The sequence below is a fragment of the Streptomyces sp. LHD-70 genome (assembly GCF_031157275.1).
GTDB lineage: Bacteria > Actinomycetota > Actinomycetes > Streptomycetales > Streptomycetaceae > Streptomyces.
The window spans coordinates 425,895-448,122 of sequence record NZ_JAVIFW010000003.1 but is presented as its reverse complement, the minus strand read 5'-3'; the positions used below and the strand labels follow the sequence as shown (position 1 = coordinate 448,122).

Annotated in this window: 25 protein-coding genes; 13 read left to right on the top strand and 12 right to left on the bottom strand. The window is 72.9% G+C overall.

What is annotated here, in order from left to right:
- Positions 1–34: 34 nt before the first annotated feature.
- Both RCO28_RS10080 and RCO28_RS10075 read right to left on the bottom strand, forming a co-directional pair.
- On the bottom strand, positions 35–1,546 hold the full coding sequence (locus RCO28_RS10080; RefSeq protein ID WP_308940661.1) for an FUSC family protein: 1,512 nt from the start codon (positions 1,544–1,546) through the stop codon (positions 35–37).
- A gap of 222 nt (positions 1,547–1,768) precedes the next feature.
- Positions 1,769–2,686, bottom strand: a complete 918-nt coding sequence (locus RCO28_RS10075; RefSeq protein ID WP_308940660.1) for a M23 family metallopeptidase — start codon at positions 2,684–2,686, stop codon at positions 1,769–1,771.
- 251 nt (positions 2,687–2,937) lie between these two features.
- On the opposite strand from RCO28_RS10075, the gene RCO28_RS10070 reads away from it, so the two are divergent.
- Positions 2,938–3,426 carry an Lrp/AsnC family transcriptional regulator gene (locus tag RCO28_RS10070; RefSeq protein WP_308940659.1) on the top strand — a complete coding sequence of 163 codons (489 nt, stop codon included), beginning with the start codon at positions 2,938–2,940 and terminating at the stop codon, positions 3,424–3,426.
- Positions 3,427–3,481: 55 nt separating this feature from the next.
- Complete coding sequence (locus tag RCO28_RS10065; RefSeq protein WP_308940658.1) at positions 3,482–4,198, top strand: HAD family phosphatase; 717 nt, start codon at positions 3,482–3,484, stop codon at positions 4,196–4,198.
- Here RCO28_RS10065 and RCO28_RS10060 read toward each other — a convergent pair.
- Both RCO28_RS10060 and RCO28_RS10055 read right to left on the bottom strand, forming a co-directional pair.
- On the bottom strand, positions 4,162–5,304 hold the full coding sequence (locus RCO28_RS10060; RefSeq protein WP_308940657.1) for an acyltransferase family protein: 1,143 nt from the start codon (positions 5,302–5,304) through the stop codon (positions 4,162–4,164). The genes RCO28_RS10065 and RCO28_RS10060 overlap by 37 nt on opposite strands.
- Before the next feature lie 141 nt (positions 5,305–5,445).
- Entirely contained in the window at positions 5,446–5,877 is a 432-nt protein-coding gene (locus RCO28_RS10055; protein ID WP_308940656.1) for an SSI family serine proteinase inhibitor, read from the bottom strand.
- 261 nt (positions 5,878–6,138) lie between these two features.
- Between RCO28_RS10055 and RCO28_RS10050 the strand changes: the two genes are divergently transcribed.
- Entirely contained in the window at positions 6,139–6,573 is a 435-nt protein-coding gene (locus RCO28_RS10050) for a MarR family winged helix-turn-helix transcriptional regulator (protein ID WP_308940655.1), read from the top strand.
- Between the two features lie 94 nt (positions 6,574–6,667).
- Here the strand turns inward: RCO28_RS10050 and RCO28_RS10045 are convergent, their stop codons facing one another.
- Entirely contained in the window at positions 6,668–7,174 is a 507-nt protein-coding gene (locus RCO28_RS10045; protein ID WP_308940654.1) for a hypothetical protein, read from the bottom strand.
- 169 nt (positions 7,175–7,343) lie between these two features.
- Between RCO28_RS10045 and RCO28_RS10040 the strand changes: the two genes are divergently transcribed.
- On the top strand, positions 7,344–8,633 hold the full coding sequence (locus tag RCO28_RS10040; protein WP_308940653.1) for an APC family permease: 1,290 nt from the start codon (positions 7,344–7,346) through the stop codon (positions 8,631–8,633).
- 145 nt (positions 8,634–8,778) lie between these two features.
- Positions 8,779–9,552 carry an alpha/beta hydrolase gene (locus RCO28_RS10035; RefSeq protein ID WP_308940652.1) on the top strand — a complete coding sequence of 258 codons (774 nt, stop codon included), beginning with the start codon at positions 8,779–8,781 and terminating at the stop codon, positions 9,550–9,552.
- A gap of 57 nt (positions 9,553–9,609) precedes the next feature.
- On the opposite strand, the gene RCO28_RS10030 is transcribed toward RCO28_RS10035, so the two are convergent.
- Positions 9,610–10,146: a hypothetical protein gene (locus tag RCO28_RS10030; RefSeq protein WP_308940651.1), complete on the bottom strand. Its 537-nt coding sequence runs from the start codon at positions 10,144–10,146 to the stop codon at positions 9,610–9,612.
- Between the two features lie 440 nt (positions 10,147–10,586).
- On the opposite strand from RCO28_RS10030, the gene RCO28_RS10025 reads away from it, so the two are divergent.
- Both RCO28_RS10025 and RCO28_RS10020 read left to right on the top strand, forming a co-directional pair.
- A complete protein-coding gene (locus RCO28_RS10025) occupies positions 10,587–11,567 on the top strand; it encodes a hydroxyacid dehydrogenase (RefSeq protein WP_374991138.1) in 981 nt (326 codons plus the stop codon).
- Positions 11,568–11,587: 20 nt separating this feature from the next.
- A complete protein-coding gene (locus RCO28_RS10020; RefSeq protein WP_308940649.1) occupies positions 11,588–13,573 on the top strand; it encodes a DUF2264 domain-containing protein in 1,986 nt (661 codons plus the stop codon).
- Between the two features lie 6 nt (positions 13,574–13,579).
- Here the strand turns inward: RCO28_RS10020 and RCO28_RS10015 are convergent, their stop codons facing one another.
- From RCO28_RS10015 to RCO28_RS10000, 4 genes are read right to left on the bottom strand one after another with little or no spacing between them, the layout of a single operon-like run.
- Complete coding sequence (locus RCO28_RS10015) at positions 13,580–13,927, bottom strand: VOC family protein (protein ID WP_308940648.1); 348 nt, start codon at positions 13,925–13,927, stop codon at positions 13,580–13,582.
- A gap of 24 nt (positions 13,928–13,951) precedes the next feature.
- Positions 13,952–14,947, bottom strand: coding sequence for a DMT family transporter (locus RCO28_RS10010; RefSeq protein ID WP_308940647.1), 996 nt, complete (start codon positions 14,945–14,947; stop codon positions 13,952–13,954).
- Positions 14,944–15,549: a TetR/AcrR family transcriptional regulator gene (locus tag RCO28_RS10005; protein ID WP_308940646.1), complete on the bottom strand. Its 606-nt coding sequence runs from the start codon at positions 15,547–15,549 to the stop codon at positions 14,944–14,946. The genes RCO28_RS10010 and RCO28_RS10005 overlap by 4 nt, the downstream gene beginning before the upstream one ends.
- 38 nt (positions 15,550–15,587) lie before the next feature.
- Positions 15,588–16,199, bottom strand: coding sequence for a TetR family transcriptional regulator (locus RCO28_RS10000; protein WP_308940645.1), 612 nt, complete (start codon positions 16,197–16,199; stop codon positions 15,588–15,590).
- Between the two features lie 77 nt (positions 16,200–16,276).
- On the opposite strand from RCO28_RS10000, the gene RCO28_RS09995 reads away from it, so the two are divergent.
- Positions 16,277–16,786, top strand: coding sequence for a GNAT family N-acetyltransferase (locus RCO28_RS09995; RefSeq protein WP_308940644.1), 510 nt, complete (start codon positions 16,277–16,279; stop codon positions 16,784–16,786).
- Positions 16,787–16,849: 63 nt separating this feature from the next.
- On the opposite strand, the gene RCO28_RS09990 is transcribed toward RCO28_RS09995, so the two are convergent.
- The gene (locus tag RCO28_RS09990) at positions 16,850–17,551 is read right to left on the bottom strand and encodes a FadR/GntR family transcriptional regulator (RefSeq protein ID WP_308940643.1); all 702 of its coding nucleotides are present in this window, start codon (positions 17,549–17,551) and stop codon (positions 16,850–16,852) included.
- 149 nt (positions 17,552–17,700) lie between these two features.
- Between RCO28_RS09990 and RCO28_RS09985 the strand changes: the two genes are divergently transcribed.
- The 5 genes from RCO28_RS09985 to RCO28_RS09965 all read left to right on the top strand — a co-directional run bounded on the left by RCO28_RS09985 (position 17,701) and on the right by RCO28_RS09965 (position 21,768).
- Positions 17,701–18,237, top strand: coding sequence for a gluconokinase (locus tag RCO28_RS09985; protein ID WP_308940642.1), 537 nt, complete (start codon positions 17,701–17,703; stop codon positions 18,235–18,237).
- 46 nt (positions 18,238–18,283) lie between these two features.
- Positions 18,284–19,708, top strand: coding sequence for a gluconate:H+ symporter (locus RCO28_RS09980; protein WP_308940641.1), 1,425 nt, complete (start codon positions 18,284–18,286; stop codon positions 19,706–19,708).
- A 268-nt stretch (positions 19,709–19,976) separates the two neighbouring features.
- Positions 19,977–20,663: a TNT domain-containing protein gene (locus RCO28_RS09975; protein ID WP_308940640.1), complete on the top strand. Its 687-nt coding sequence runs from the start codon at positions 19,977–19,979 to the stop codon at positions 20,661–20,663.
- A gap of 16 nt (positions 20,664–20,679) precedes the next feature.
- The gene (locus tag RCO28_RS09970; protein WP_308940639.1) at positions 20,680–20,913 is read left to right on the top strand and encodes a hypothetical protein; all 234 of its coding nucleotides are present in this window, start codon (positions 20,680–20,682) and stop codon (positions 20,911–20,913) included.
- A gap of 87 nt (positions 20,914–21,000) precedes the next feature.
- Positions 21,001–21,768, top strand: a complete 768-nt coding sequence (locus RCO28_RS09965) for a hypothetical protein (RefSeq protein WP_308940638.1) — start codon at positions 21,001–21,003, stop codon at positions 21,766–21,768.
- A gap of 34 nt (positions 21,769–21,802) precedes the next feature.
- Here RCO28_RS09965 and RCO28_RS09960 read toward each other — a convergent pair whose 3' ends face one another.
- Positions 21,803–22,219, bottom strand: a complete 417-nt coding sequence (locus RCO28_RS09960; protein ID WP_308940637.1) for a VOC family protein — start codon at positions 22,217–22,219, stop codon at positions 21,803–21,805.
- Between the last annotated feature and the right edge of the window lie 9 nt (positions 22,220–22,228).

Below are 22,228 nucleotides of genomic sequence, written 5' to 3'. Positions count from 1 at the left end.
TAGACCAGGCGGTCGAAGATCGGCCGTCCCGCCGTCAGGCGCCCACCGGCAGCCGGTCGGAGCGCCGCAGCGGCACGGCGAGTTCGAGCAGGGAGTGCTCGAGGGCACGGAGGTGGGCGAGCACCGGTTCGGTGCCGGTCGGCTCGGGGGCGGGCGTCGCGCCCGGGCGGCGAGTTCCCCCGGTGCTCGGCGCATCGGTCAGCGCCTCGACGGCGGCCTCCACCCGCCAGCACGCCGCGGCGAGCCGCGCGTCGTGCGAGGCCTCCGGGTCGGCGGCGACAGCGGCGAGCCCGCGCGCCTCGCGCGCGCAGTCGTCGAGCAGCGCGAGCACCTGCCGGGCGCGCCCCTTGCGTGCCTTCATCGGGCTGAACGGATGCACGAGGGGCGCGAGGGAGAGCCGTACGCGCCCCAGATTCGTCTCGAGCTCCGCCACCCTGGCGGCCGGGTCCGCCTCGGTGCTTCCCGCGAGCCGGGCGGCGGCCTCCGCGGTGCAGGCGTGCACGGACCACAGAGCGCGCTCCACCCACGCGTCGGTCACGGAGTGCGTGGTGACCGGCAGGACGAGGAGCACGGCCAGGACGGCGCCGAGGGCACCGACAGCGGTCTCGCTCACCCGGAGCGCGAGCAGGGCCGGGTCGAGGACGCCGAGCAGGCCGTACAGCATGCTCGCCATCACGGTCACGGCGAGCATCATCCACGTGTACGAGACGGCCGCCGTGTAGAAGATCCCGAAGACGCTCAGGGCGACGATGACGGCGGCGGCGACCGGCTCGTCGTGCAGCGGTACGGCGACGAGGAATCCGAGCACGATGCCGAGGACGGTCCCGAGGAACCTGCGGAACCCGCGCACGACGGTCTCGCCGCGCGAGCTCGTGTTCACGAACACCCACCAGGTCGCGCCGACGGCCCAGTACCACCGCTCGTCGGACAGCACCTGCCCGATCGCGAGCGCGAAGCCCGCGCCGACGGTGGCCTGTACGGCCTGCCGGGTGGTGATCCGCCTGAGCCCGGTCCCGCCGGTCGGCGCGGGCACGGCCGCCGGGGCGGGCGACCGGCGCTCGTAGCACCACGCCCCGAAGCGCACCGCGGCCGCGGCGGAGAGCGAGAGCAGGACGGCGGCGTACAGCTCGGGCAGCTGCGCGGGCACGGTGTGCAGGAACTGTGCGGCGAAGAAGGTCATGAACGCGAACACGCCGAGCGAGTGCCCGCGCGGCCCCCACCTGCGCGCGTACACGCCCGCCCCGACGGTCGCGAGGAAGGCCAGGTCACGGGCGAGGGGGACGTCGTGCAGCACGGCCGCGAGGGCGAGCACCGGAAGGCCGACGGCCGGCAGCAGCGCCGTCGTCACCGCTTGTCCGCGCACCGTCGCGTCGGTCACCGTGAACAGCGCGAGCAGCGCGGCCAGGCCGCCGGTGATCGCCGCCACGAGCGAATGCCCCACGGCTCCGCACAGCGCGACGGCCAGCGCGATCCCGAGCACGCCGCGCGTCGCGAACCGGAGCCGTACCCGCCCCGGGTCCGGCGTCACGAACGCCTTCTTCAGCAAGTTGCCCCGCCCCTTCCGCGCCCGCAGGCACCGCGACATGAGAAAGGCGCCGCGGAGATCCCGGAGGAACCGCAGCGCCATCGACTCGTACATCTCAACACCTGGACCGCTGATGGTTCAACAGCAGGCGTAACGGCTGGGCCAATGGCCCAGTGCGGGGCGTTCCCTCTCGACCACTGGAGGGCCAACGGACCACTGCCGCGGTCCCGTGAGCGCGGCGCGCTAGATCCGGATCCCGCGCTTCTTCAGATAGGTGAGGGGGTTGATGTCGGATCCGTAGCCGCGCCGGGCGCGGATCTCCAGGTGCAGGTGGGGGCCGGTGGAACGGCCGGTGTTGCCGCTGTCGGCGATCCGCTGTCCGGCGTGGACGCGGGCTCCGGCCTTCACGCGGATCCGGGACAGGTGCGCGAAGAGCACGTAGCGACCGTCCCGCATCCTGATCGTCACGGCCTTGCCGTACGCACCGGACCGGCGGGCCAGGACCACGACGCCCGCGGCGACCGAATAGACCGGCGTGCCTTGCGGGACGGCCAGGTCGACGCCGGTGTGGTACCCGGCGAGCCAGTCGCCGCGGACGCGGTAGCCGGTGGTGATGCGGTAGCTGCGGGTCAGCGGCCGGGCCCAGGGGCGGCCGACCGCCGGGGCGCCCGCGGCCTCGGGACCGGCGGCGGACTCCGCCGGGCACAGGGACCGTTCGTCGTTCCCGCGCCCCTCGCCGCTGCCGGTCCAGGACCAGGGTCCGGTGGGTGCGGTCTCGCGCGCCCAGTCCGTGCCGCCGCCCGGCTCCCAGCCGGCGCCGCGGTCCTGCGCTGCGGGGTCGGCGCAACCGCCCGCGAGTCCGGGGTCACGGAGATCCGCGTCGGTCAGCCGGAACCGTGACTCGTCGACGGCCGCGAGCAGCTCCTCGTACTCGTGGTCGTAGTACGCGCTGCACCCCCCGGTCAGCGGACCGGCGTCGGCGGGGTCGAGCAGGGCGCTCTCGGGGACCGGCAGGCGGAAGCCCAGGGCGCCGGCGCCGAGGAGCCCGGCCGCCAGTCCGAGCGCCCGGCGCCGTGTCGCGTTCGGGGCCGCGGAGCAGACGCCCGGGGTCGCCGGGGCCTGCTGCGCGGTGCTGCTGTGGTAGCTCACCTCGTTGGCCATACGAACGAGCACACGGGCTCACCCGCCCCCCGTGCACGCCGACCGCCGCCGTCCGGAGCACCCCTCCGTTCGCACACAGCCTCAGATCCGGTCCGGGACTGCCGGCCGTTGGCCCATCGCCAGGCCGGGTATGCGGGCCATTGGTACATTCGAGGCGGGACATCGCGTACGTACGGATCGAATTGCGTACGGAGGCAAGGGACGACGCGGACGGAGCACACCGTCCGGGCGGGGGCAGGAGGCCGGGCGACATGGCGGTGGACGCACTCGACACCCGTATTCTCCGGCTGCTGTTGGAGCAGCCGCGCACGAGCGTGCGGGAGTACGCCCGGATGCTCGGCATCGCGCGGGGCACCCTGCAGGCGCGGCTCGACCGCCTTGAGCGGGACGGCGTGATCACGGGGACCGGGCCGACGCTTTCGCCCGCCGCGCTCGGGCATCCGGTGCTTGCGTTCGTGCACGTCGAGGTCACGCAGGGGCACCTGGACGAGGTGGGGGACGCCCTGGCGGCGGTTCCGGAGATCATCGAGGCGTTCTCGATCACCGGCGGCGGCGACCTGCTGACCCGTGTCGCGGCGCGGGACAACGCGCATCTGGAGGACCTCATCCAGCAGCTCATCCAGCTGCCGGGCGTGGTCCGCACCCGGACCGAGGTCGCCCTGCGCGAACGCGTTCCGCACCGGCTGCTGCCGCTCGTCGCGTCGGTCGGGGCGGCGGCGGACCGGCGCGAGCGGCGCTGAGCCCGGTCCCCACCCGCACGGCCGACTTCTGCCCCGTCTTGGCATGCTGGGAGGCATGAGCACTCCGAGCAGCAGCGCCCCCGGCCTCGCGCACACCGCCGTCGTCTTCGATCTCGACGGCACACTCGTGGACAGCGAGCCCAACTACTTCGAGGCCGGCCGGCAGCTGCTCGCCGCGCAGGGCGTCCCGGACTTCACGTGGCAGGAGCACGAGACGTACGTGGGCATCAGCACGGCCGAGACGCTGGCGATCTGGCGGGAGAAGTACGCGCTGAGCACGCCGCTCGAGGCGCTGCTCGCCGAGAAGAACCGGCTGTACCTGGAGCTGGCGGCGGCCGAGACGCACGCGTACCCGCAGATGCGGGCCTTCGTCGAGCTGCTGCACGCGCAGGGGGTGCCGATGGCCGTGGCGTCGGGTTCGTCGCGGGCGGCGATCACCGCGATCCTGCGGGGCACGGGCCTCGACGCGCTGCTGACCACGCTGGTCTCGGCCGAGGAGGTGCCGCAGGGGAAGCCGGAGCCCGATGTCTTCCTGGAGGCGGCCCGCCGCCTCGGGGTCGCGCCCGCCGACTGTGTCGTCCTGGAGGACGCGGCGCCGGGCGCGGTGGCCGCGCACAAGGCGGGCATGGGCTGTATCGCGATCCCGTATGTGGCGGCGACCGCCGACGACCCGGCGTTCGCCACGGCGGGTCTCGTATTCCCGGGCGGACAGCGAGAGTTCACGGCAAAGGCGGCCTACGACTGGTTGCGCGCCGCACGCGTCGCGTCCTGACGAGACGTCACCGAGCTTTCTCCCGCCGCTTCTTGACGGACCGTAAGGGAATCGTCGGGGATCAGGAACCGGGGGAACCGAGGTTCGACCACGGGGCGCAGGACGCGGCGGACCGGCGCGCTGGACAGCACCGCGGTCACGGCCACCCCGAACAGCGCGAGCAGCAGCAGCGCCCCGGCGCCGAGCCGTCCGACCAGCTCGTACATCCCGTACGCCTGTCCCGTCTGGACGAGCAGGCCGTGCACCAGGAACGGGAACATGGTGGCCGCGCCGAGTGCCGTGAACACGGTGCGACGGGCGGGGACCAGCGCGAAGAACGCCACGATCAGCGCGGCCGACACGACGAACAGGCCGAGCCGGATCGCGAGGTATTCCAGTGAGCCGGTCTGGAGCTCGGCGTTGTTGTTCCGCATGTAGAGCCAGTTGGCGTTGATGTGCGGTGCGATGGCGTACGCGAGGGCGAGTGCCGCGAGCAGCACGAGCGGGGCCGAGCGGCGCACAGCGCGGGTGCGGAGGCGGTGGAAGTGCTCGGGGCGCAGCCGGAGCCCGAGCACGAACCAGGGCAGGAACATCAGGACGCGGGGCAGGGCGAGTTCGTAGCCGATGCCGGTGAGGCCCGCGGCGAGCGAGATCAGCACGGCGAGGGCGACGGGGTGGCGCACGGCCCGCCACACGGGCGCGGTGATGCGCCACAGGAAGAGGGCGACCAGGAACCACAGCAGGTAGGTGGGTTCGGTGGGCGTGAGCGCGAACGGGGCGTCGTAGATCAGGGTCTGCAGTGCCTTGTAGGCGACGGTGAAGAGCAGGTACGGCGCGAGGACGCGGGTGAGCAGGGCTCTGATCTGTGGGCCCGTGCCGGTGAATCCGCGCGAGAAGAGGCCGCAGAGCAGCACGAACGCCGGCATGTGGAAGAGGTAGAGGACGGTGTACGCGGCCTTGACGGTCTCCATGTCCCGTACGAGGACGGCCCAGTTGTGGCCGATGACGACCAGGACCACGAGCAGGAACTTGGCGTTGTCGAAAAAGGGGTCGCGTCCGGGCGGGGCCGGTGGTCCGGTCGGTGTGAGGCGGCGGCGCAGGGGCTGGAGCGTCGTGGAGAGGGTCACGGGCGGCTGCTTCCTCGCATCGTGCTTCCTTCGGTCCTTTCCCTCTGTGAACGAGAGGGGTCCGGTGCGGTCGTGGCGGGCAACGGAAGAGCCGTGCCGCAGGCAGGTGCGGCACGGCTCCTCGGTGGCGAGCTGCGGCGGTCAGAAGGTGAAGACCTCGCCGGTGGCCGCCTTGGCCTCGCAGGCGTTGGCGAAGGTCTTCCACTGGTTCACATAGCGGCCGTGCCAGTGGCCGTAGGCGTGCACCGTCACCGGCTTGTACTGCTTGGTGCACATCTGGTTCGGGTTCTTGTCGAGCTTGTGGATGTTCCCCTTCACATCCCGCAGCAGCCCGCAGGCGGCCTGGGGCGTCGGGTGGGTGCCACCGGGAGGGTTGCAGGTCAGAAGCGCGAAGGACGCCTCCGACGGCACGGTGCTGGAGCGACCGTCGTGCTTCATCAGGGTCAGCTTCGCGCCGGGCCGCATCGGCTTGGGTGCCGAATCCGAGGCGGCGGCGACGGGCTGCGCCCCGAGGGCGATCGCACAGAGCGCGGCGGCGAGCGCCACGCGGGTGCGAGAGATGCGTGCAGTCATAAGTCATACGTGTAGCTCTTCGGCCCCCGTTGTTCCGCGACCGTCACCCAGCTGCCGCGTGTCGCCTACCAGGCGGGGAACAGTTCCTCGGTACGAACCCGAAGTCGCCGGGCGGGAGCAGCTTCTCCTGCTGCCGAGGGGCTCGGGTTCATGTCAGGCAGCCTGACGCAGTGAGTCATCGGCGGGAAGCCCGCGGGTCCCGGGCGATAGGCTCGCCCTTTCCCCGCCCGCCCTCCGCCCCGTTCCGTAGGTGAGGAAGCGATGCCCGCAGCCGGTCGCCAGCTCCCGCAGCTCCTCGGCGATGCCAGGCGCTGGTTCGAGGAAGCCCTGTTCGACGCGCTGGCGCGGGCCGGGGCCGAGCCCGTCTCCCCCACGCAGGCGGCCGTGTTCGCGGCCCTCGACGAGGGCGGCACGACGGTCTCCGAGCTGGCCAGGCGCATGGGCGTGACCCGGCAGTCCACCCATCAGGCGGTGCACGGCCTGATCACTCTCGGCCTGCTCGAACAGGCCCCCGACCCGGACTCCGCCCGCCGGCGTCTGATCCGCCGCACTCCGGCGGGCGAGCGCGCCCACGAGCAGGCCCGGTGCACGCTCGCGCGGCTGGAGCAGGTGCTAGCGGAGCGGATCGGGCAGGAGCACGTGGCCGCGCTGCGGTCGGCCCTGGAGGCGCCTTGGGGAGATCCGCCCTCGCTGTAGCGGGAGTCGGAGCCGGGCCGGGCGAAGTGGGCGCGACCAGGCATCCGGAGCGGTGAAGCGGAGTCACGGCCCACCTCCGCGCCGCTGCCGCAGCTCAGCCTCGGCGTCCGGTGCCGGACGAGGGCGGCTTCGGCGGGGCCGTATCCGGGCCCGGGCGGGCGGGCGGCGGATGGCCGGGCAGGGTCGGGCCGCGGCTGCCGCGCCAGGCGACCTCGGCGGCTTCTTGCCGTACCCGGGCGGCCTCCTCGGGCCGGCCGGTCTCCACGAGGAGTTCACTCAGGCGCACGAGCGCGGCGTGCCGCTCCCCCTGGTAACGGCCGGGCTGAGCCGCGACGAGCCGCTGCCACTGCGCGACGGCGGCCCGGGCCCGGTAGGCGGCCTCCGCCTTGTGGCCCTGGGCGCTCAACTCGTCGCGGTCGCGGTCGAGTTGGCGGGCGAGGCGGCGCAGTTCGGTGCGCGCCGTCTCCTCCTCGGGCCGGGTCGCCACGTGCCCGGGCGACTCCGGGGCCGCCCTGCGCCGCCTCACGAACCCCCATACCGCGAGACCGAGCAGCATCCCGGCGACGACCCCGTACACCACCGCCCCCAGCAGGTCAGACACCAACGCCCTCCGTACGGCGCCCCGTTACCTGGAGCAGTTACCTTCCACCGAGGGCCGCCGGTCCCCCGAACTCCGGCGGCCCCGAGAAGTATGACCCTCGGCACAGGTCGAGTGGAACAGATTTCTAGAAGATTCTTCCAGTACGGGTAACGGGCAACGGAGTGAGGACATGCACGAGGCAGCGAGCGGAGACAGTCAACCCGGGGCACTGCGAAGGCAGTTGGGGCTCTCCGACGCGGTCGTGATCGGGCTCGGCTCGATGGTCGGTGCGGGCATCTTCGCCGCGCTCGGCCCCGCGGCGCGCGCGGCGGGATCGGCCCTGCTGCCGGCCCTTGGGATCGCCGCGCTGGTGGCGTACTGCAACGCGACGTCGTCCGCGCGGCTCGCCGCCCGCTTCCCGGCGTCGGGCGGCACCTATGTGTACGGGCGCGCCCGGCTCGGCGAGTTCTGGGGGTTCCTCGCGGGCTGGGGCTTCGTGGTGGGCAAGACGGCGTCGTGCGCGGCGATGGCGCTCACGGTGGGGGCGTACGTCTGGCCGGGGCGGGAGCATGCCGTCGCGGTGGCGGCCGTCCTGGTGCTGACCGCCGTGAACTACGCGGGCGTGCAGAAGTCCGCGCTCCTCACCCGCCTGATCGTCACGGTCGTCCTCGCGGTCCTCGCGTCCGTCGTGATCGCCGTCGCCGTCTCGGTGGGGACGTCCTCGGGGCCGGCGTGGAGCGACCGCCTCGCCCTCGGGGACGGCGTAACACCCGGCGGGGTCCTGGAGGCGGCCGGGCTGCTGTTCTTCGCCTTCGCCGGGTACGCGCGGATCGCGACGCTCGGCGAGGAGGTACGCGATCCGCAGCGCACCATCCCCCGGGCCGTCCCGCTCGCCCTGGGCATCGCGCTCGCGGTGTACGCGGCCGTGTCGGTGGCGGTGCTCGCCGCGCTCGGGCCCCTTGGTCTGGCGGAGGCGACCGCCCCGCTGGCGGACGCGGCGCGCGCGGCGGATGCCGAGTGGCTGGTGCCGGTCACGCGCGTGGGTGCGGCGGTGGCCGCGCTCGGCTCGCTGCTCGCGCTGATCCTCGGCGTCTCCCGTACGACGCTGGCGATGGCCAGGGACCGCAATCTGCCGCACGGGCTCTCCGCCGTCCACCCTCGCTTCCAGGTGCCCCACCGCGCGGAACTCGCCGTCGGCGCGGTCGTCGCGGTGGCGGCGGCGACGGTGGACCTGCGGGAGGCGATCGGCTTCTCGTCGTTCACCGTCCTCGCGTACTACGCCGTCACCAACGCCTCGGCCCGGACGCTGACTCCGGCCGAGGGCCGCCCGCCCCGGATCGTCCCGCTGGCCGGCCTGGCCGGGTGCGCGCTCCTCGCCTTCGCGCTGCCGACCGCTTCGGTGGTGGCCGGGAGTGCGGTGCTCGGGGCGGGTGCGCTGTTCTACGGGGTGCGGGGCCTTACCCAACACAGGGGCGCGTGAAGGCGGTTGTGGTACGTTCGCCGCCGCTGTGCGTCGCTGCGGACCGAGGAGGTGAGACCGATCAACGGTGTGACAGGTCGGGGCTCCCTCTCCCGCATGGCTCGGGGAGTGCCCGCGTAAGGCATCCCGAAAGGCTTGCAACGCTATGCGCTTCACCTCTCAGACGTCGTCGGACGGTGTGTCCGAGCAGCTCTTCACCCTCGGTGAGATTCCCGGCGTGCTGTGGACACCGACGGATGCCGCCGGTACGCGGCCCCTCATCCTGATGGGCCACGGCGGCGGTCAGCACAAGAAGGCCCCCGGCATCGAGTTCCGCGCCCGCCGCTTCGTGACCGAGTGCGGTTTCGCGGTGGTGGCGGTCGACGTACCCGGTCATGGCGACCGGCCGAAGGACGAGGAGTACGACCGGATCGCGACCGGGAACGCGGCCCGCGTGGCGGCCGGGGAGGAACTGGCTCCGCTGATCGCCGGTTTCCAGGCGATGGTGGCACGCCGGACGGTCCCGGAATGGCGGGCGGTCCTGGACGCGGTCCAGGAACTCGGCCACGTCGGCGCCGGGCCGGTGGGTTATTGGGGAGTGTCGCTGGGCTGCGGGCTCGGCGTCCCGTTCGTCGCCGCCGAGCCCCGGGTCCGCGCGGCGGTCCTGGGCTTGGGCGGGGCTTCGGTGCCGGAGTCGGACTCGGTGTCGGTGTCGGAGTCGGAGTCGGAGTCGGAGTCGGCTGCTGGGCGGGTCACCGTGCCCGTGGAGTTCCTGGTGCAGTGGGACGACGAGCGGGTGCCCCGGGCCGCGAGCCTGGCGCTGTTCGACGCCCTGGCCTCGGCCGAGAAGACGCTGCACGCCAACCCCGGCAAGCACGGAGAGATCCCCGCGTTCGAGGGGGACAGCACGCTCCGCTTCTTCACCCGGCACCTGAGCTGAACGAGGCCGCCTCGTGTGGCGGGGGAGGCCGGTGAGGGCCGGGCGGGGCCTCGCGGCTCACTCGTCCCTGCGCCGTACCTGCATCACCGTGAAGCCGAGGACGCCCGCCACCAGGGCGCCGCCCAGGGCGAGTTGGGTGGGACTGATGTCGGAGAAGGCGCCGCCCTCGCCCGCCTTCACGCCTCGGTGGGGCACGCCCGTGTGCTGGCCGCCGGTGCGGCCGCCGGTGTGCCCTCCCGTCTGTCCGCCTGTGTGGCCGCCTCCGGCGATCTTCAGCGGCACCGTCTTCGTCTTGCGCTTGCAGGTGAACGTGACCTCGTACTCGGCACCCCGGTTGGCGTCCGGGTAGACATGTGCGGTGGCGGAGTGGCCCTCGTTCAGTTCGACCGGGTCGAAGATCGGCGCATCCACCTTGACCGTGGGCACCTGGCAGCCGCTGGAGCTGAGCGTCACCTGCCCGCCGGGGGCGACCGTGCTCGGCGTGACGCTCACCCTCCAGGAGCCGGTGCTGTCGGCCGTCGCGACCGGTGCCGCCGCCGCTGTCAGCGCGCACGCCGCCAGGATTCCCGCCGCGCCCCGTACCTCTGCTCGCATCGTGCGCGCCCTCACTTCCCGCTGGTCCGCGGGCACCCCTGCACTGCGTCGAGGCATGCCCCTGCCTCAAGCGACGCTAGGGAGCACGGCGGTGCGGCGCCGCCCGGCGGGGGCCGGACGAAGTACCCCGGGGGGCGGTCCGGGGCCAGAGGGGTACGGCGGACGGCCTGCGTTCGCGCGGGACCCTGCCCTGGTGATGTTCACGGCCGCAGACTGTTCCCCGATGAAGCTCGCACCTTCCGGCACCTTCCGTTGGAGGCCCCTTGTCGCCCGTGTCGCCCGCGTCATCCGTGACGTCCGTGTCGTCCGTGTCGCCCGTGTCGCCCGCGTCATCCGTGTCGCCCGTGTCGCCCGCGTCATCCGTGACGTCCGTGTCGTCCGTGTCGCCCGTGTCGTCCGTGTCGTCCGCCGAGTCGCCCCGCCCCCGCGCCCTCCTGGTCATGGAGGACCGCGCGCTCGCCATGCAGTTCGGCCCGGCCGAGCAAGCCCGGCTGCACGCCCTCGCACGCGTCGAAGAGCCCCTCTCCGTAAGTGAGTTGGCCTCGCCCGAGGCCCGGCGCCGGTTGGCCGGGGCCGAGGTGCTGATCACCTCGTGGGGCTGCCCGCGCCTCGATGCGGACGTGCTCGACGCGGCACCGCGCCTGCGGGCCGTCCTGCACGCGGCCGGTTCCGTGCGCGGGCATGTCACCGAGGCGGTCTTCGACCGGGGCATCCTCGTCACGACGGCCGCCGACGCCAACGCCGAGCCCGTAGTGCACTTCACCCTGGCGGCCGTCCTGTGGGCGTTCAAGAAAGCGCCGTTCCTCGCGCAGGACGCCCGTACGTACCGAGAAGATCTGCGGTACGTCGAGGGGCGCGGCGAACTCAGTGGTGTGGGGCGGACCGTGGTCGTCGTCGGCTTCTCCCGGATCGGGAGCCGTCTCGTGCGGCTCCTTCGCGAACTCGACCTGGCGCGCGTCCTGGTCGTGGACCCGGTGGCCGACCCCGCTGCCGTACGCGCGGCGGGCGCCGAACCCGTGAGCCTCGCCGAAGCCCTGCCGCAGGCCGACGTGCTGAGCCTGCACGCGCCCGCCCTGCCCGAGACCCGGCACATGATCGGCGCGGCCGAACTCGCGGCGCTGCCGCCGGACGCGGTCCTGATCAACACCGCGCGCGGCAGCCTCGTCGACACCCCCGCCCTGGAGAAGGCGTGTGCCGCGGGCCTGCACGCGATCCTCGATGTGACGGAGCCCGAACCGCTGCCCGCAGACTCGCCGTTGTACGCGCTGCCGAACGTCATCCTCACCCCGCACATCGCGGGCTCCCTCGGCTCGGAGGCGCGCCGGATGAGCGGCATGGCCCTCACCGAGCTGGAACGCCTCACGAACGGCCGGCCCCCGCTCGCCCCCCTCACCCGGGACTCCCTGACCAGGCAGGCCTGAGCCGCGCGCGAGGAGTAAGTATGAAGCCGCACAACGGAGTTGACGTACCCGCACGCTCCCGTATCTCTCCCCGTACCGGCTGGGAGCGGCGGCACTGGGCCGCGCTCGCCGACCGGATGCTGAAGGCCCTCGACGCCCACCGCTCCCCCGGCGGCGCCCGCATCCTCCTGCCCGGCCCGTACAGCTCGTCGGGCCCGGACTCCGACGGCCTCGAGGGGTACGCGCGCTCCCTGCTGCTCGCCGGATTCCGGATCGCGGGCGAGCGCGGCGCCGACCCGGACCACCTCATCGAGCGGTACGCGGCCGGGCTCGCCGCCGGTACCGACCCGCATCACCCCGAGGCCTGGCCGCGCCCCGACCTGGTGGGGCAGGCGAAGGTGGAGGCCGCCTCCCTTGCCCTGATCCTCCAGCTGACCAAGGACTGGCTGTGGGACAAGCTCGACGACCGGGTGCGCGAGGCGACGGTGGCCTGGCTGTCGACGGTGGTGAACCAGCCGTACGTACGCAACAACTGGGTGTGGTTCCGGATCGTCACCGAGTCCTTTCTGCGCGAGGCGGGCGGGCCCTGGTCGGCCACGGACATCGAGGAGGACCTGGCGTTCCACGCCTCGATGCGGCGCGCGGGCGGCTGGCTGGCCGACGGTGAGGAGCGCGGTTACGACCACTACGTGGGCTGGGCGCTGCACACCTACCCGCTGCTGTGGACCCGCCTCTTCGACGTCACCGGCTCGCTCTGCCCGCCTGAGGTGCAGGCCCGCTGGGAGGCGGACCTCGCCCGGTATCTGGACGACGCGGTCCGCCTGGTGGGCGCCGACGGTGCGCCGCTGCTGCAGGGCCGCAGCCTGATCTACCGGTACGCGGCCGCGGCCCCGCTGTGGGTGGGCGCGTACACGGGCGCCGGGCGGCTCGCCCCCGGGCTCACCCGGCGCGCGGCGAGCGGCATGCTCGACCACTTCGCGCGACGCCAAGTGCCGGACGCCGAAGGCCTGTTGACGCTCGGCTGGCATCACGCCTGGCCCGGCATGCGGCAGTCCTACTCGGGCCCCGGATCGCCGTACTGGGCGGCGAAGGGCATGCTCGGGCTCGCGCTGCCCGCCGACCATCCGGTGTGGACGGCGGTCGAGGAGCCGTTGCCGCTGGAGGAGTCCGACCAGTCCAGGGCGGTCGAGGCGCCCGGCTGGCTGGTCTCCGCCCGGCGCGCCGACGGCATCGTCACGGTCCTCAACCACGGTACGGACCACGCCCTGCCCGGCACGGTCCGCTCCGACGCCCCGGTCTACGCCCGCCTCGGCTACTCCACGGCCACGCTGCCGCCGCTGACCGGCCCGACCGTCGCGGACCCGCTGGACAACACGGTCGCTCTGCTCGACGCCGACGGCCGGGCCTCGCACCGCACCGGCTTCGACGCCCACGGCACGCGGGAACTCCCGGACGGCGCCCTGATGGCGCTCTCCTCGGGCCGGGTGCACTGGGTGGACCTCACCGGCGACACCGGCCTCGACCACGGCTCCGGCCGCACCGGCCCGGCGGTTCCCGGTCCGGTGGTCACGGTCGCGTCGGTCGTACGCGACGGGGTCGAGGTCCGCCTCGCCAGGGTCGAGGGTCCGCCGGGTCCTGCCGTCCAACTCCGCCTGGGCGGCTGGCCGTTGACCGGTGACGCGCTGCCGGGATCGGATTCCGGGCACGCCCCGCAGCCGTACGCGACCGCCTCGACGGAGGGGCTGACGTCGCAGCTGCACGCGCTCACGGGCTTCGCCTGGGCGGGCGTCCACACGGAGGAAGGCACCAGTCCGCTCGGGCGGTTCACGGCCGTGCCGTGGCTGACCGCCGAGGTCCCCGCGCCCGGCACGGCCCTCGCCGCCACGGTCACCTTGAGGCGCGAGGCGCCCGCGCACCACCCCGCGCTCCAGGTGCGGCCGGACGGTGACGGCGGGCATCTGGCGCGCATCGACTGGCCGGACGGGGTGGTGACGGAGGCCCGTATGCCGAAGGTCCGGTCCCGGTGAGCGTGGTCAGCGGTGGCTGACGACGTTCACCACGCGCCCGTCGGGGTCCTTCACGAAGAACCGGCGTACGCCCCACTCCTCGTCCTGCAGCGGGTGCACGATCTCCGCGCCGCTGCCTTGCAGCGCGGCATGGACCGCGTCCACGTCCTCGACCTCCACGCTGAGGTCGGGCACGACGGGCGCGGTCTTGTCGTGCGTCATGAAGCTGACCTGGGCGGTGGGGTTGGACGGCGAGGCGAGCGTCATGATCCAGCCCTGGTTCATGACCTCCTGGAAGCCCAACTTGCCGTAGAAGTCCCGGTTCTGCTCCAGGTCGCCGGTGCGGAAGTCGGGCATGGCGCGGCGGATGGTCACGGTCACTCACTCCTGTTCAGGGCGCTACGACGGTGATGCGTCCCTGATTCTCTCCGCGACCGCCGTCTCCACACGTGCCCCACGCCCACGCACGGCCGGCCGGCGGCCCGGCGCGGTGAGGACGGCCAGGCAGGCGACGACGAGCGCGACTCCGGCCCAGCCGACGGCAGGCAGCCGTTCGCCGACGACCAGGACGGCGAGGACGGCGGCGACGGCCGGTTCTAGCAGCGACAGGGTGGTGGCCGTGCTCGCCGGTACGTGCGCGAGCCCCCAGCCGAACAGCACGTACCCGGCGAACATCGGGACAAGCGCCATGTACGCCCCCACGGCCGCGGCGGACCACGACGCGAGGAGCGGGGCACCGGTGAGCAGCAGCACGGGCACGAGCAGCAGCCCGCCCACGCCGAAGACGGCGCCCATCGCGGCGCGGGAGGGGATGCCGTCGGTGATGAGCCGGTGGGCGGTCCAGGAGTAGAGGGCGTACGTCGTGGCGGCGATCAGGCCGAGGCCCACGCCGAGGAGGGTGCCCGCCACGGAGCGGCCGTCCGGTCCGCCGGGTGCGGGGGCGTGCACGGCTTCGGCGAGGCAGAGGAGGACGGTGCCGGTCAGGCCGAGGGCGGCGCCGAGTTTCCAGCGGCGGGTCAAGTGCCTCCGGTCCACGGCGCGTTCGATGAGGGCGGAGGCGAGTGGCGCCGTACCGATGGAGACCACGGTGCCGACCGCGACCCCGGCCAGCCGCATCGAGCTGTAGAACGCGAGCGGATAGACGGCCACGGCGAGCGCGCCGAGCAGCACGGTGCCGCGCCGGGCGCGCAGGGCGGGCGCATGACGGGTGATCAGGGGTGCGGCGATGAGGGCTTGCAGGAGTCCGCCGAGGCCCATGGCGACGGCGCCGATCGCGAGCGGGCCCACGCCGGGCGCGAAGGTCGCGGCCGTACCGGTCGTGCCCCACAGCACGGAGGCCGCGAGGACGCAGAGCGCGCCGAGGCCCACGGACCGCTGGGCCACCGCGCCGGTCACAGAGTGTCCAGGAGGGACTCGGCGAGGGTACGGGCGCGCTGCACGCGGGCGCCGTCGCCTTCGAGGCCGGCGCGGGCCATCGCACCCTCCAGGAGGAACGCGAGGTGCTCAGCCAACTCCCGTGCGCGGTCCGGCTGTTCGGGCAGCAGCTCGGCGAGGTGATCCGCGATCAGCCGCTCGACCTCCTCCTTGTGGCGGCGCACCACCGCGCGGCCCTGGTCCCGGGCGGGCAGTTCGGCCGCCGCGTTGAGCAGCCCGCACCCCCGGAAGCCCTGCTCGTACGCGAACGCGGCGTGGTCGGCGTACGCGTCGAAGACGGCGAGCACTCCGGCACGCGGACCGTCGGCCTGCTCCAGGCGGGCGCGGTAGAGGCCGAGCCACTCCTCGTGCCGGGCGTCGAGGTAGGCGCCGACGAGTTCGGCCTTGGACGCGAAGTTGTTGTAGAGGCTCATCTTCGCGACACCGGCCTCCGCGGTGATGGTGTCGATGCCGGTGGCCGCCACGCCGTCGGCGTAGAAGCGCCGGGCGGCAGCCGCGAGCAGCCGCTCCCTCGCGGGCCTCCGCCGTCCCGCACCCGCCGCGCCTGAGCCGGTTCCCGTCATCGCGCACTCCACTAATTAGGTAGATAGGTCTACCTAGACTAGCGGATGCGCCGGGACTCCTCACCCCCGGACCCGAGCAGATCGAACTCAGCCCGTACGGCCGCGGTGACGCGCGCCTCGTCGTCCGTGGCGAGCAGGTCGAGGAGTGCGCCCCGGAGCACGGCGAGGGCGAGGGTGCGGCGGGTCGCCCCCTGCTCACTGTTCCGCTCGGCCGGGGGCTGGCAGCCGGCGAGGGCGTCGAGCCAGTCGCCCACGGTGCGGCGCGCGAACCCGCCCCAGGCGCCGTCGGGTTCGACGAGCGAGCGGGCGTACGCCTCGGCCCACAGGCGGAGCAGCGGCCGGTGCTCGGGCGCGGCCAGCCAGGCCCACACCTCCTCGACCGCCCGCACGAGCCCGATGGACTCCTTCCGCCCGGTGGGGCCGAAGCGGTCGAGCAGGGCCAGCTCGTCGGCGCGGGCCCGCGCGAGCAGCGCCCGTACGAGACCGTCCTTGCTGCCGAAGAGAAAGAGCAGGACGCGCGGACTGGAGCCGATGGCGGCGGCCAGGGGGCGCAGCGAGAGGTCGGCGAGGCCGTGCGTGAGCGCGTACGCGTAGGCCGCCTCAAGGAGTTCGACCTGCCGGGCGGAGGGGGTTGTCGCTTCCTCGGACATGGGCCTAGCCTAGAGCTACTGAAACAGTCGTGTCAGTGGGCGCCGGGAGGCGCGAGCACAGGCCACGGGAGCACCCCATGTCACCTCAGGACGGACCCCCGCACGTCGTCGTACGCCCCGCGGACCGACCCGGGGATCTGGGCTGGGTGGTGATGGCCCACGGCGAGTGCTACGCCGAACAGTTCGGCTGGGACGGAGAGTTCGAGGCGATGGTCGCCCGGATCGTGGCCGACTACGCCGCCGGGCACGACCCGGCGCGCGAGGCCGCCTGGATCGCCGAGGTCGACGGGGAGCGGGCGGGCTGCGTGTTCCTGGTGGCCGCCGACGAGCCCGGCACGGCGAGGCTGCGCACCCTTCTCGTCACCCCGAAGGCGCGCGGCCTTGGCCTCGGCAACCGGCTCGTCGAGCACTGCCTCGACCTGGCCCGCGCGGCCGGGTACCGACGGGTGACGCTGTGGACCAACTCCTCACTGGTCTCCGCCCGCAGGATCTACGAGGCCCACGGCTTCACGCTCGCCGACGAGTCCCCGCACCACAGCTTCGGCCACGACCTGGTCGGCCAGAACTGGACGCTCGAACTCGCCTGACGGACCTAGGCCCTGTCTTCAATCTCCCGCCGTCGCCCGAAGGGCGGTGATTGAAGACAGGGCCTAGGGGGCCAGAACGTCCAGCTCCTCCAGGGCGCCGAGCGTGATCTCACGGGTCAGCTCCTGAGCCCGTTCCGCGTCGCCCTCCCGTACGGCCTCGGCGACCTTGACGTGCAGCGTGACCGCCGCCGGGTCCGGGTCCTCGAACATCACCTGGTGGTGCGTACGTCCGGTGAGGACCTCCGCGACCACGTCGCCGAGGCGGGCGAACATCTCGTTGCCCGAGGCCCGCAGGATCGTGCGGTGGAACTCGATGTCGTGGATCAGATAGCCCTCGAGCTGCCGTCCGCGTGAGTGGGAGACCATGCCGATCGCGCACTCGGTGAGGGCCGCGCACTGCTCGGCGGTCGCGTGGGTGGCGGCCAGGCCCGCGGCCGTCGGCTCGACGGCGGAGCGCAGCACGGTCAGCGAGCGCAGTTGCCGCGGCCGGTCGGCGCCGGCCAGTCGCCAGCGGATGACCTGGGGGTCGTAGACGTTCCACTCGGGCGCCGGAAGGACCGTCACGCCCACGCGGCGGCGCGACTCGACCAGGTGCATGGACTCCAGGACGCGCACCGCCTCGCGCATCACGGAGCGCGACACCTCGAACTCCTTCGACAGCTCGTCCATCCTCAGGACGCTGCCGGGCGGGTACGCGCCGCCCGTGATGGCGGGCCCGAGGCTCTCCAGTACGCGGGCGTGCAGTCCTCGGACCTGTGCAGTCATGGCGTAAGCCTACGAGGCGAGCTCGGCGACAATAAGTCTGACTTTTAAGTCACAGAGTCTTGAATTCCTCTGACCTAATGAGTTTCAGTGGCGTAACGCACGACCGCGGCCGTGTGAACGGATGTCGAAGAAGACAGCGAGGCGCAGCCATGCACACCCCCCACGTCGTCGTAGTCATGGGCGTGGCAGGAACCGGCAAGACCACGATCGGCCCCCTGCTCGCGGCCCGGCTCGGCGTCCCGTACGCCGAGGGCGACGACTTCCACCCCGAGGCGAACATCGCCAAGATGTCGGCCGGCACCCCGCTGACCGACGACGACCGGTGGCCGTGGCTGGACGCCATCGGCGCCTGGGCCCACGGCAGGTCCGGTCTCGGCGGCGTGGTCAGCAGCTCTGCGCTCAAGCGGAGTTACCGGGACCGGCTGCGGTCGGCCGCACCCGGCCTCGTCTTCGTCCACCTGACCGGTTCGCGCGAGCTCATCGAGGACCGGATGTCGCACCGCCAGGGCCACTTCATGCCGACGGCGCTGCTCGACTCGCAGTTCGCCACGCTCCAGCCGCTCGGCGCGGACGAGGCGGGCGTCGACGTCGACGTGGCGGGCAGCCCCGCGGAGATCACCGAGCGCGCCGTCGAAGCCCTCCGCACCCTCGACGCGGCGGACGGCGGCGCACCGCCCTCCCCGTAGCACCCTCCTCCCCCGTAACCACCCCTCTCCTGCAAGGGAAAACACCGTGACCAGTCTCAGCGTCGAGACGTTGGCAGCGGATGCCGTCGAGCCGATCACCTCGGCGGGCCACGCCCAGCTCGGGATCGCCGTCCTCGCGGGCATCGCCGTCATCGTCCTGCTCATCACCAAGTTCAAGGTGCACGCGTTCCTGGCGCTGACCATCGGGTCGCTCGCGCTCGGGGCCTTCGCCGGTGCCCCGCTCGACAAGGCCATCACGAGCTTCACCGCCGGACTCGGCTCGACCGTCGCGGGCGTCGGCGTGCTGATCGCCCTCGGCGCGATCCTCGGCAAGCTGCTCGCGGACTCCGGCGGCGCCGACCAGATCGTCGACACCATCCTGGCCAAGGCCGGCGGGCGGTCCATGCCCTGGGCGATCGTGCTGATCGCCAGCGTCATCGGACTGCCGCTGTTCTTCGAGGTCGGCATCGTGCTGCTGATCCCGGTCGTCCTGATGGTCGCCAAGCGCGGCAACTACTCGCTGATGCGCATCGGCATCCCGGCCCTCGCCGGCCTCTCCGTGATGCACGGCCTGATCCCGCCGCACCCCGGCCCGCTCGTCGCCATCGACGCGGTCGACGCCAACCTCGGTGTCACGCTCGCGCTCGGCGTGCTCGTCGCCATACCGACGGTGATCATCGCCGGTCCGTTGTTCTCGAAGGTCGCGGCCCGCTGGGTGGACATCCCGGTGCCCGAGAAGATGGTGGGCTCCGACGGCTCGTCCGACGCGCTGGACAAGCGCCCCTCCGGTGACGTCGCCAAGCTGCCGAGCTTCGGGGCCACGATCTCGACCGTGCTGCTTCCCGTCGTCCTGATGCTGTCCAAGGCCCTGGTCGACATCGTCGTGGACAACCCCGAGCACACCGTGCAGCGCGTCTTCGACGTGATCGGCTCGCCGCTGATCGCCCTGCTCGCCGCGGTCGTCGTCGGTATGTTCACGCTCGGCCGCGCGGCCGGCTTCTCCAAGGGCCGGATCACGGCCACGGTCGAGAAGTCGCTCGCCCCGATCGCGGGCATCCTGCTGATCGTCGGCGCCGGCGGCGGCTTCAAGCAGACGCTGATCGACTCCGGCGTAGGCGAGATGGTCCTGGAGATCTCCAAGGACTGGGCGATCCCGGCGCTGCTCCTTGCCTGGCTGATCGCCGTCGTCATCCGCCTGGCCACGGGTTCCGCGACCGTCGCGACGGTCTCCGCCGCCGGTCTGGTCGCGCCGCTCGCCGCCGACATGTCGACCGCGCACACCGCCCTGCTCGTCCTCGCGATCGGCGCCGGCTCGCTGTTCTTCAGCCATGTCAACGACGCGGGCTTCTGGCTGGTCAAGGAGTACTTCGGCATGAACGTCGGCCAGACCATCAAGACCTGGTCGGTGATGGAAACGATCATCTCGGTCGTCGCCGGTGCCCTGGTCCTGCTGCTCTCGCTGATCATCTAGCCGGGCCCGCGCACCACCGCGGGCCTCCCCCGGCCGGACCCCCTCCGGCCCCGCCGACCCGCCCCGCCCGACACCACGGTCCCCCCGGCCGTGCGTCGCGGCAGGGCGGGTCGGCGTTCTCGTACCCGCGTCTCCGCACGGTCGACTGCCGTACGGATCAAGCCACTTCGGCGTTGCGGCGGATGCACACGGCGACACGGTGATTACCGTGCGTACTTCGAGTGGGCGGCCCGGACGGCCGCCCCTGTGTCGTACGAGGAGGACCCGAGTGAAGCCGACCGGCCCGCTCCGCATCGTTTTCGCCGCCCTGGGTGTCACGGTCACCGTGGCCCTGGCGCCGTCGGCCGCCGCCGCGCCCGAAGCGCCGGGTCAGACCCGCGCCGCGGCCGCACCGGGCGCGACGTGCACCGGCGAGTACCACGGCGACGCCCGCCTCGGCCCGAAGCGGCTGCCGAAGCAGTGGCACGCTCCGGTCGGCCCGCTGCTCAAGAACTGGAACAGGACCGGCGGCCTCTCCGACGACGCGTACCTGAAGAAGTACTGGGAGGGCCCGGCGGACGGCGGCGGCTGGAAGTACCCGCCCAACGACGGCTTCGCCGAGAAGAACGGCGAGATCGACAAGGAGCCCACCAAGCTCCGCGAGGGACAGCGCCTGGACCGCTTCGGCTCCGAGTACGGCGCGTATCTCGCCCCGGCCGGTGACCCGTACGAGGAGCGGGCGCTGCCGCCGCAGAACCTCAACACCCGTGATGCGAGCGCCCCTTGCGACTACCGCGTGTACAAGGTCAGCAAGCCGTTCTGGGTGTGGCAGGGCAGCATCGCCCCGTGGTTCGAGCAGCCCGGCGGGGGCCAGCAGATCAAGCTGGACGCGGTGTTCCTCGACCCGGGCGAGGGGCAGCGGCTGAACGTGAAGTGGCTCCTGGAGCACGGCTACCTCGCCCCCGTCCCGCAGTGACCGCCCCGGACGCGCCATGAACCGCACCACCCTGCGTGCCGCGCTGACCGCGGCGGGAGTGCCCGACGGCCACTACCGCATCGAAGGCGTCCACGAACCGGCCCCCACGCCCCCGGACTTCCTGTTCCTGCGCAGGTCACCCGATGGCGCGTGGGAGACCGGCGCGTACGAGCGCGGCATGTACGAAGTGATCACCCACCACAGTACGGAGGCCGAGGCCTGCGCGGCGCTGTTGCGTCTGCTCACCTGACGGGCCCCGGCCTGGCCCCGGAACGTGCGACGGCACGGTCCGGGGCCGCTCCCCATCCCCCCGAATCCGTACGGAGACCGACCCCGTATGCGTGCGCCCGCGCTCCCCTATCGACAGCTCAACAGTCTGGCCACCTGGTTCCTGGGGGCGGCGGCGTTCGCCGCGGGGGCGGTGCTGCTGCTCTCCAGCGGGCCGTCCGCGGCCGAACTCCGGTCCGTCGCCGGGGAGGTGCTGATCACCTCGGTGGGCATCGCCGTACTCGTGAACCTCGCGGGCAGGCGCCGCGACCGGCAGGAGCTGACCGAGGCGATCGGCCTGCGGCACGACGTCGAGCAGAGCGGCCTGCTCGCCGTGGGCGCCGACTACCTCGACCTGCTCGACTGGGACCACCACCTGGCCCGCACCCGCACCCTCGACGTGTCCTGCGCCTGGTCCACGACCTGGCGCGGCGCGCACCGCGAGGAGCTGCTGCGGCTCGTGCGCAGGCCGGGCGCGAAGGTCAGGTTCTTCCTCGCGGACCACACCGACCCTGCATGTGTGACCGCGCTCGGCGCACGTTTCCACCCGGTCTACACGGAGCACGACGTGCGCGCGAAGGTCCAGGAGGCGGTGGCCGACTGCGTCCGGCTCGCGGGGACCGCGCCGGCCGGGGCGGTGGAGATCTGGGCCTGTCCCGGCTTCCGGGCGTCGACGATCTACCGCATGGACGAGGCGCTGGTGGTCACGCAGTACCACGCGCAGCCGGACCGGCAGTCGGTGCCGTGCCACGCGTACCGTCCCGGATCGCCTCTCCACGCCTTCTACGAGCGGGAGTTGGCGGCGATCCGGGACGCGAGCAAGCAGATCTTTCCGTGAGGGTGGGGGCGTGTGGGCCGCGGGGGCCGCGGGATCAGCTCTTGCGGGCCTGGTTGAAGCGCAGCATGTTGCCGGCGGGGTCGCGGAACGCGCAGTCGCGGACGCCGTAGGGCTGGTCGACGGGCTCCTGGAGTACGTCGCCGCCGGCGGCGCGGATCCGCTCGAAGGTGGCGTCGACGTCGTCGGTCTGGAAGATGACGCCGCGCAGGAGGCCCTTGGCGAGGAGTTCCGCCATGGCCTGCCGGTCGGCGGCGGGGGCGTTCGGGTCGGCGAGCGGCGGTTCGAGGACGATGTTCACGTCGGGCTGGTCGGGCGAGCCGACGGTCACCCAGCGCATGCCCTCGAAGCCGACGTCGTTGCGTACTTCCAGGCCGAGGACGTCCCGGTAGAAGGGCAGTGCCTTGTCGTGGTCGTCGACGGCGATGAAACAGGTGGTGAGGTTGATGTCCATGCGCTTCAC

Bases quoted from the DNA above. Each gene is read 5' to 3' on its own strand.
- RCO28_RS10075 (WP_308940660.1), bottom strand. From the start codon at position 2,686: ATGGCCAACGAGGTGAGCTACCACAGCAGCACCGCGCAGCAGGCCCCG.
- RCO28_RS10070 (WP_308940659.1), top strand. From the start codon at position 2,938: ATGGCGGTGGACGCACTCGACACCCGTATTCTCCGGCTGCTGTTGGAG.
- RCO28_RS10065 (WP_308940658.1), top strand. From the start codon at position 3,482: ATGAGCACTCCGAGCAGCAGCGCCCCCGGCCTCGCGCACACCGCCGTC.
- RCO28_RS10055 (WP_308940656.1), bottom strand. From the start codon at position 5,877: ATGACTGCACGCATCTCTCGCACCCGCGTGGCGCTCGCCGCCGCGCTC.
- RCO28_RS10050 (WP_308940655.1), top strand. From the start codon at position 6,139: ATGCCCGCAGCCGGTCGCCAGCTCCCGCAGCTCCTCGGCGATGCCAGG.
- RCO28_RS10040 (WP_308940653.1), top strand. From the start codon at position 7,344: ATGCACGAGGCAGCGAGCGGAGACAGTCAACCCGGGGCACTGCGAAGG.
- RCO28_RS10035 (WP_308940652.1), top strand. From the start codon at position 8,779: ATGCGCTTCACCTCTCAGACGTCGTCGGACGGTGTGTCCGAGCAGCTC.
- RCO28_RS10030 (WP_308940651.1), bottom strand. From the start codon at position 10,146: ATGCGAGCAGAGGTACGGGGCGCGGCGGGAATCCTGGCGGCGTGCGCG.
- RCO28_RS10025 (WP_374991138.1), top strand. From the start codon at position 10,587: ATGGAGGACCGCGCGCTCGCCATGCAGTTCGGCCCGGCCGAGCAAGCC.
- RCO28_RS10020 (WP_308940649.1), top strand. From the start codon at position 11,588: ATGAAGCCGCACAACGGAGTTGACGTACCCGCACGCTCCCGTATCTCT.
- RCO28_RS10005 (WP_308940646.1), bottom strand. From the start codon at position 15,549: ATGACGGGAACCGGCTCAGGCGCGGCGGGTGCGGGACGGCGGAGGCCC.
- RCO28_RS10000 (WP_308940645.1), bottom strand. From the start codon at position 16,199: ATGTCCGAGGAAGCGACAACCCCCTCCGCCCGGCAGGTCGAACTCCTT.
- RCO28_RS09995 (WP_308940644.1), top strand. From the start codon at position 16,277: ATGTCACCTCAGGACGGACCCCCGCACGTCGTCGTACGCCCCGCGGAC.
- RCO28_RS09990 (WP_308940643.1), bottom strand. From the start codon at position 17,551: ATGACTGCACAGGTCCGAGGACTGCACGCCCGCGTACTGGAGAGCCTC.
- RCO28_RS09985 (WP_308940642.1), top strand. From the start codon at position 17,701: ATGCACACCCCCCACGTCGTCGTAGTCATGGGCGTGGCAGGAACCGGC.
- RCO28_RS09970 (WP_308940639.1), top strand. From the start codon at position 20,680: ATGAACCGCACCACCCTGCGTGCCGCGCTGACCGCGGCGGGAGTGCCC.
- RCO28_RS09965 (WP_308940638.1), top strand. From the start codon at position 21,001: ATGCGTGCGCCCGCGCTCCCCTATCGACAGCTCAACAGTCTGGCCACC.
- RCO28_RS09960 (WP_308940637.1), bottom strand. From the start codon at position 22,219: ATGGACATCAACCTCACCACCTGTTTCATCGCCGTCGACGACCACGAC.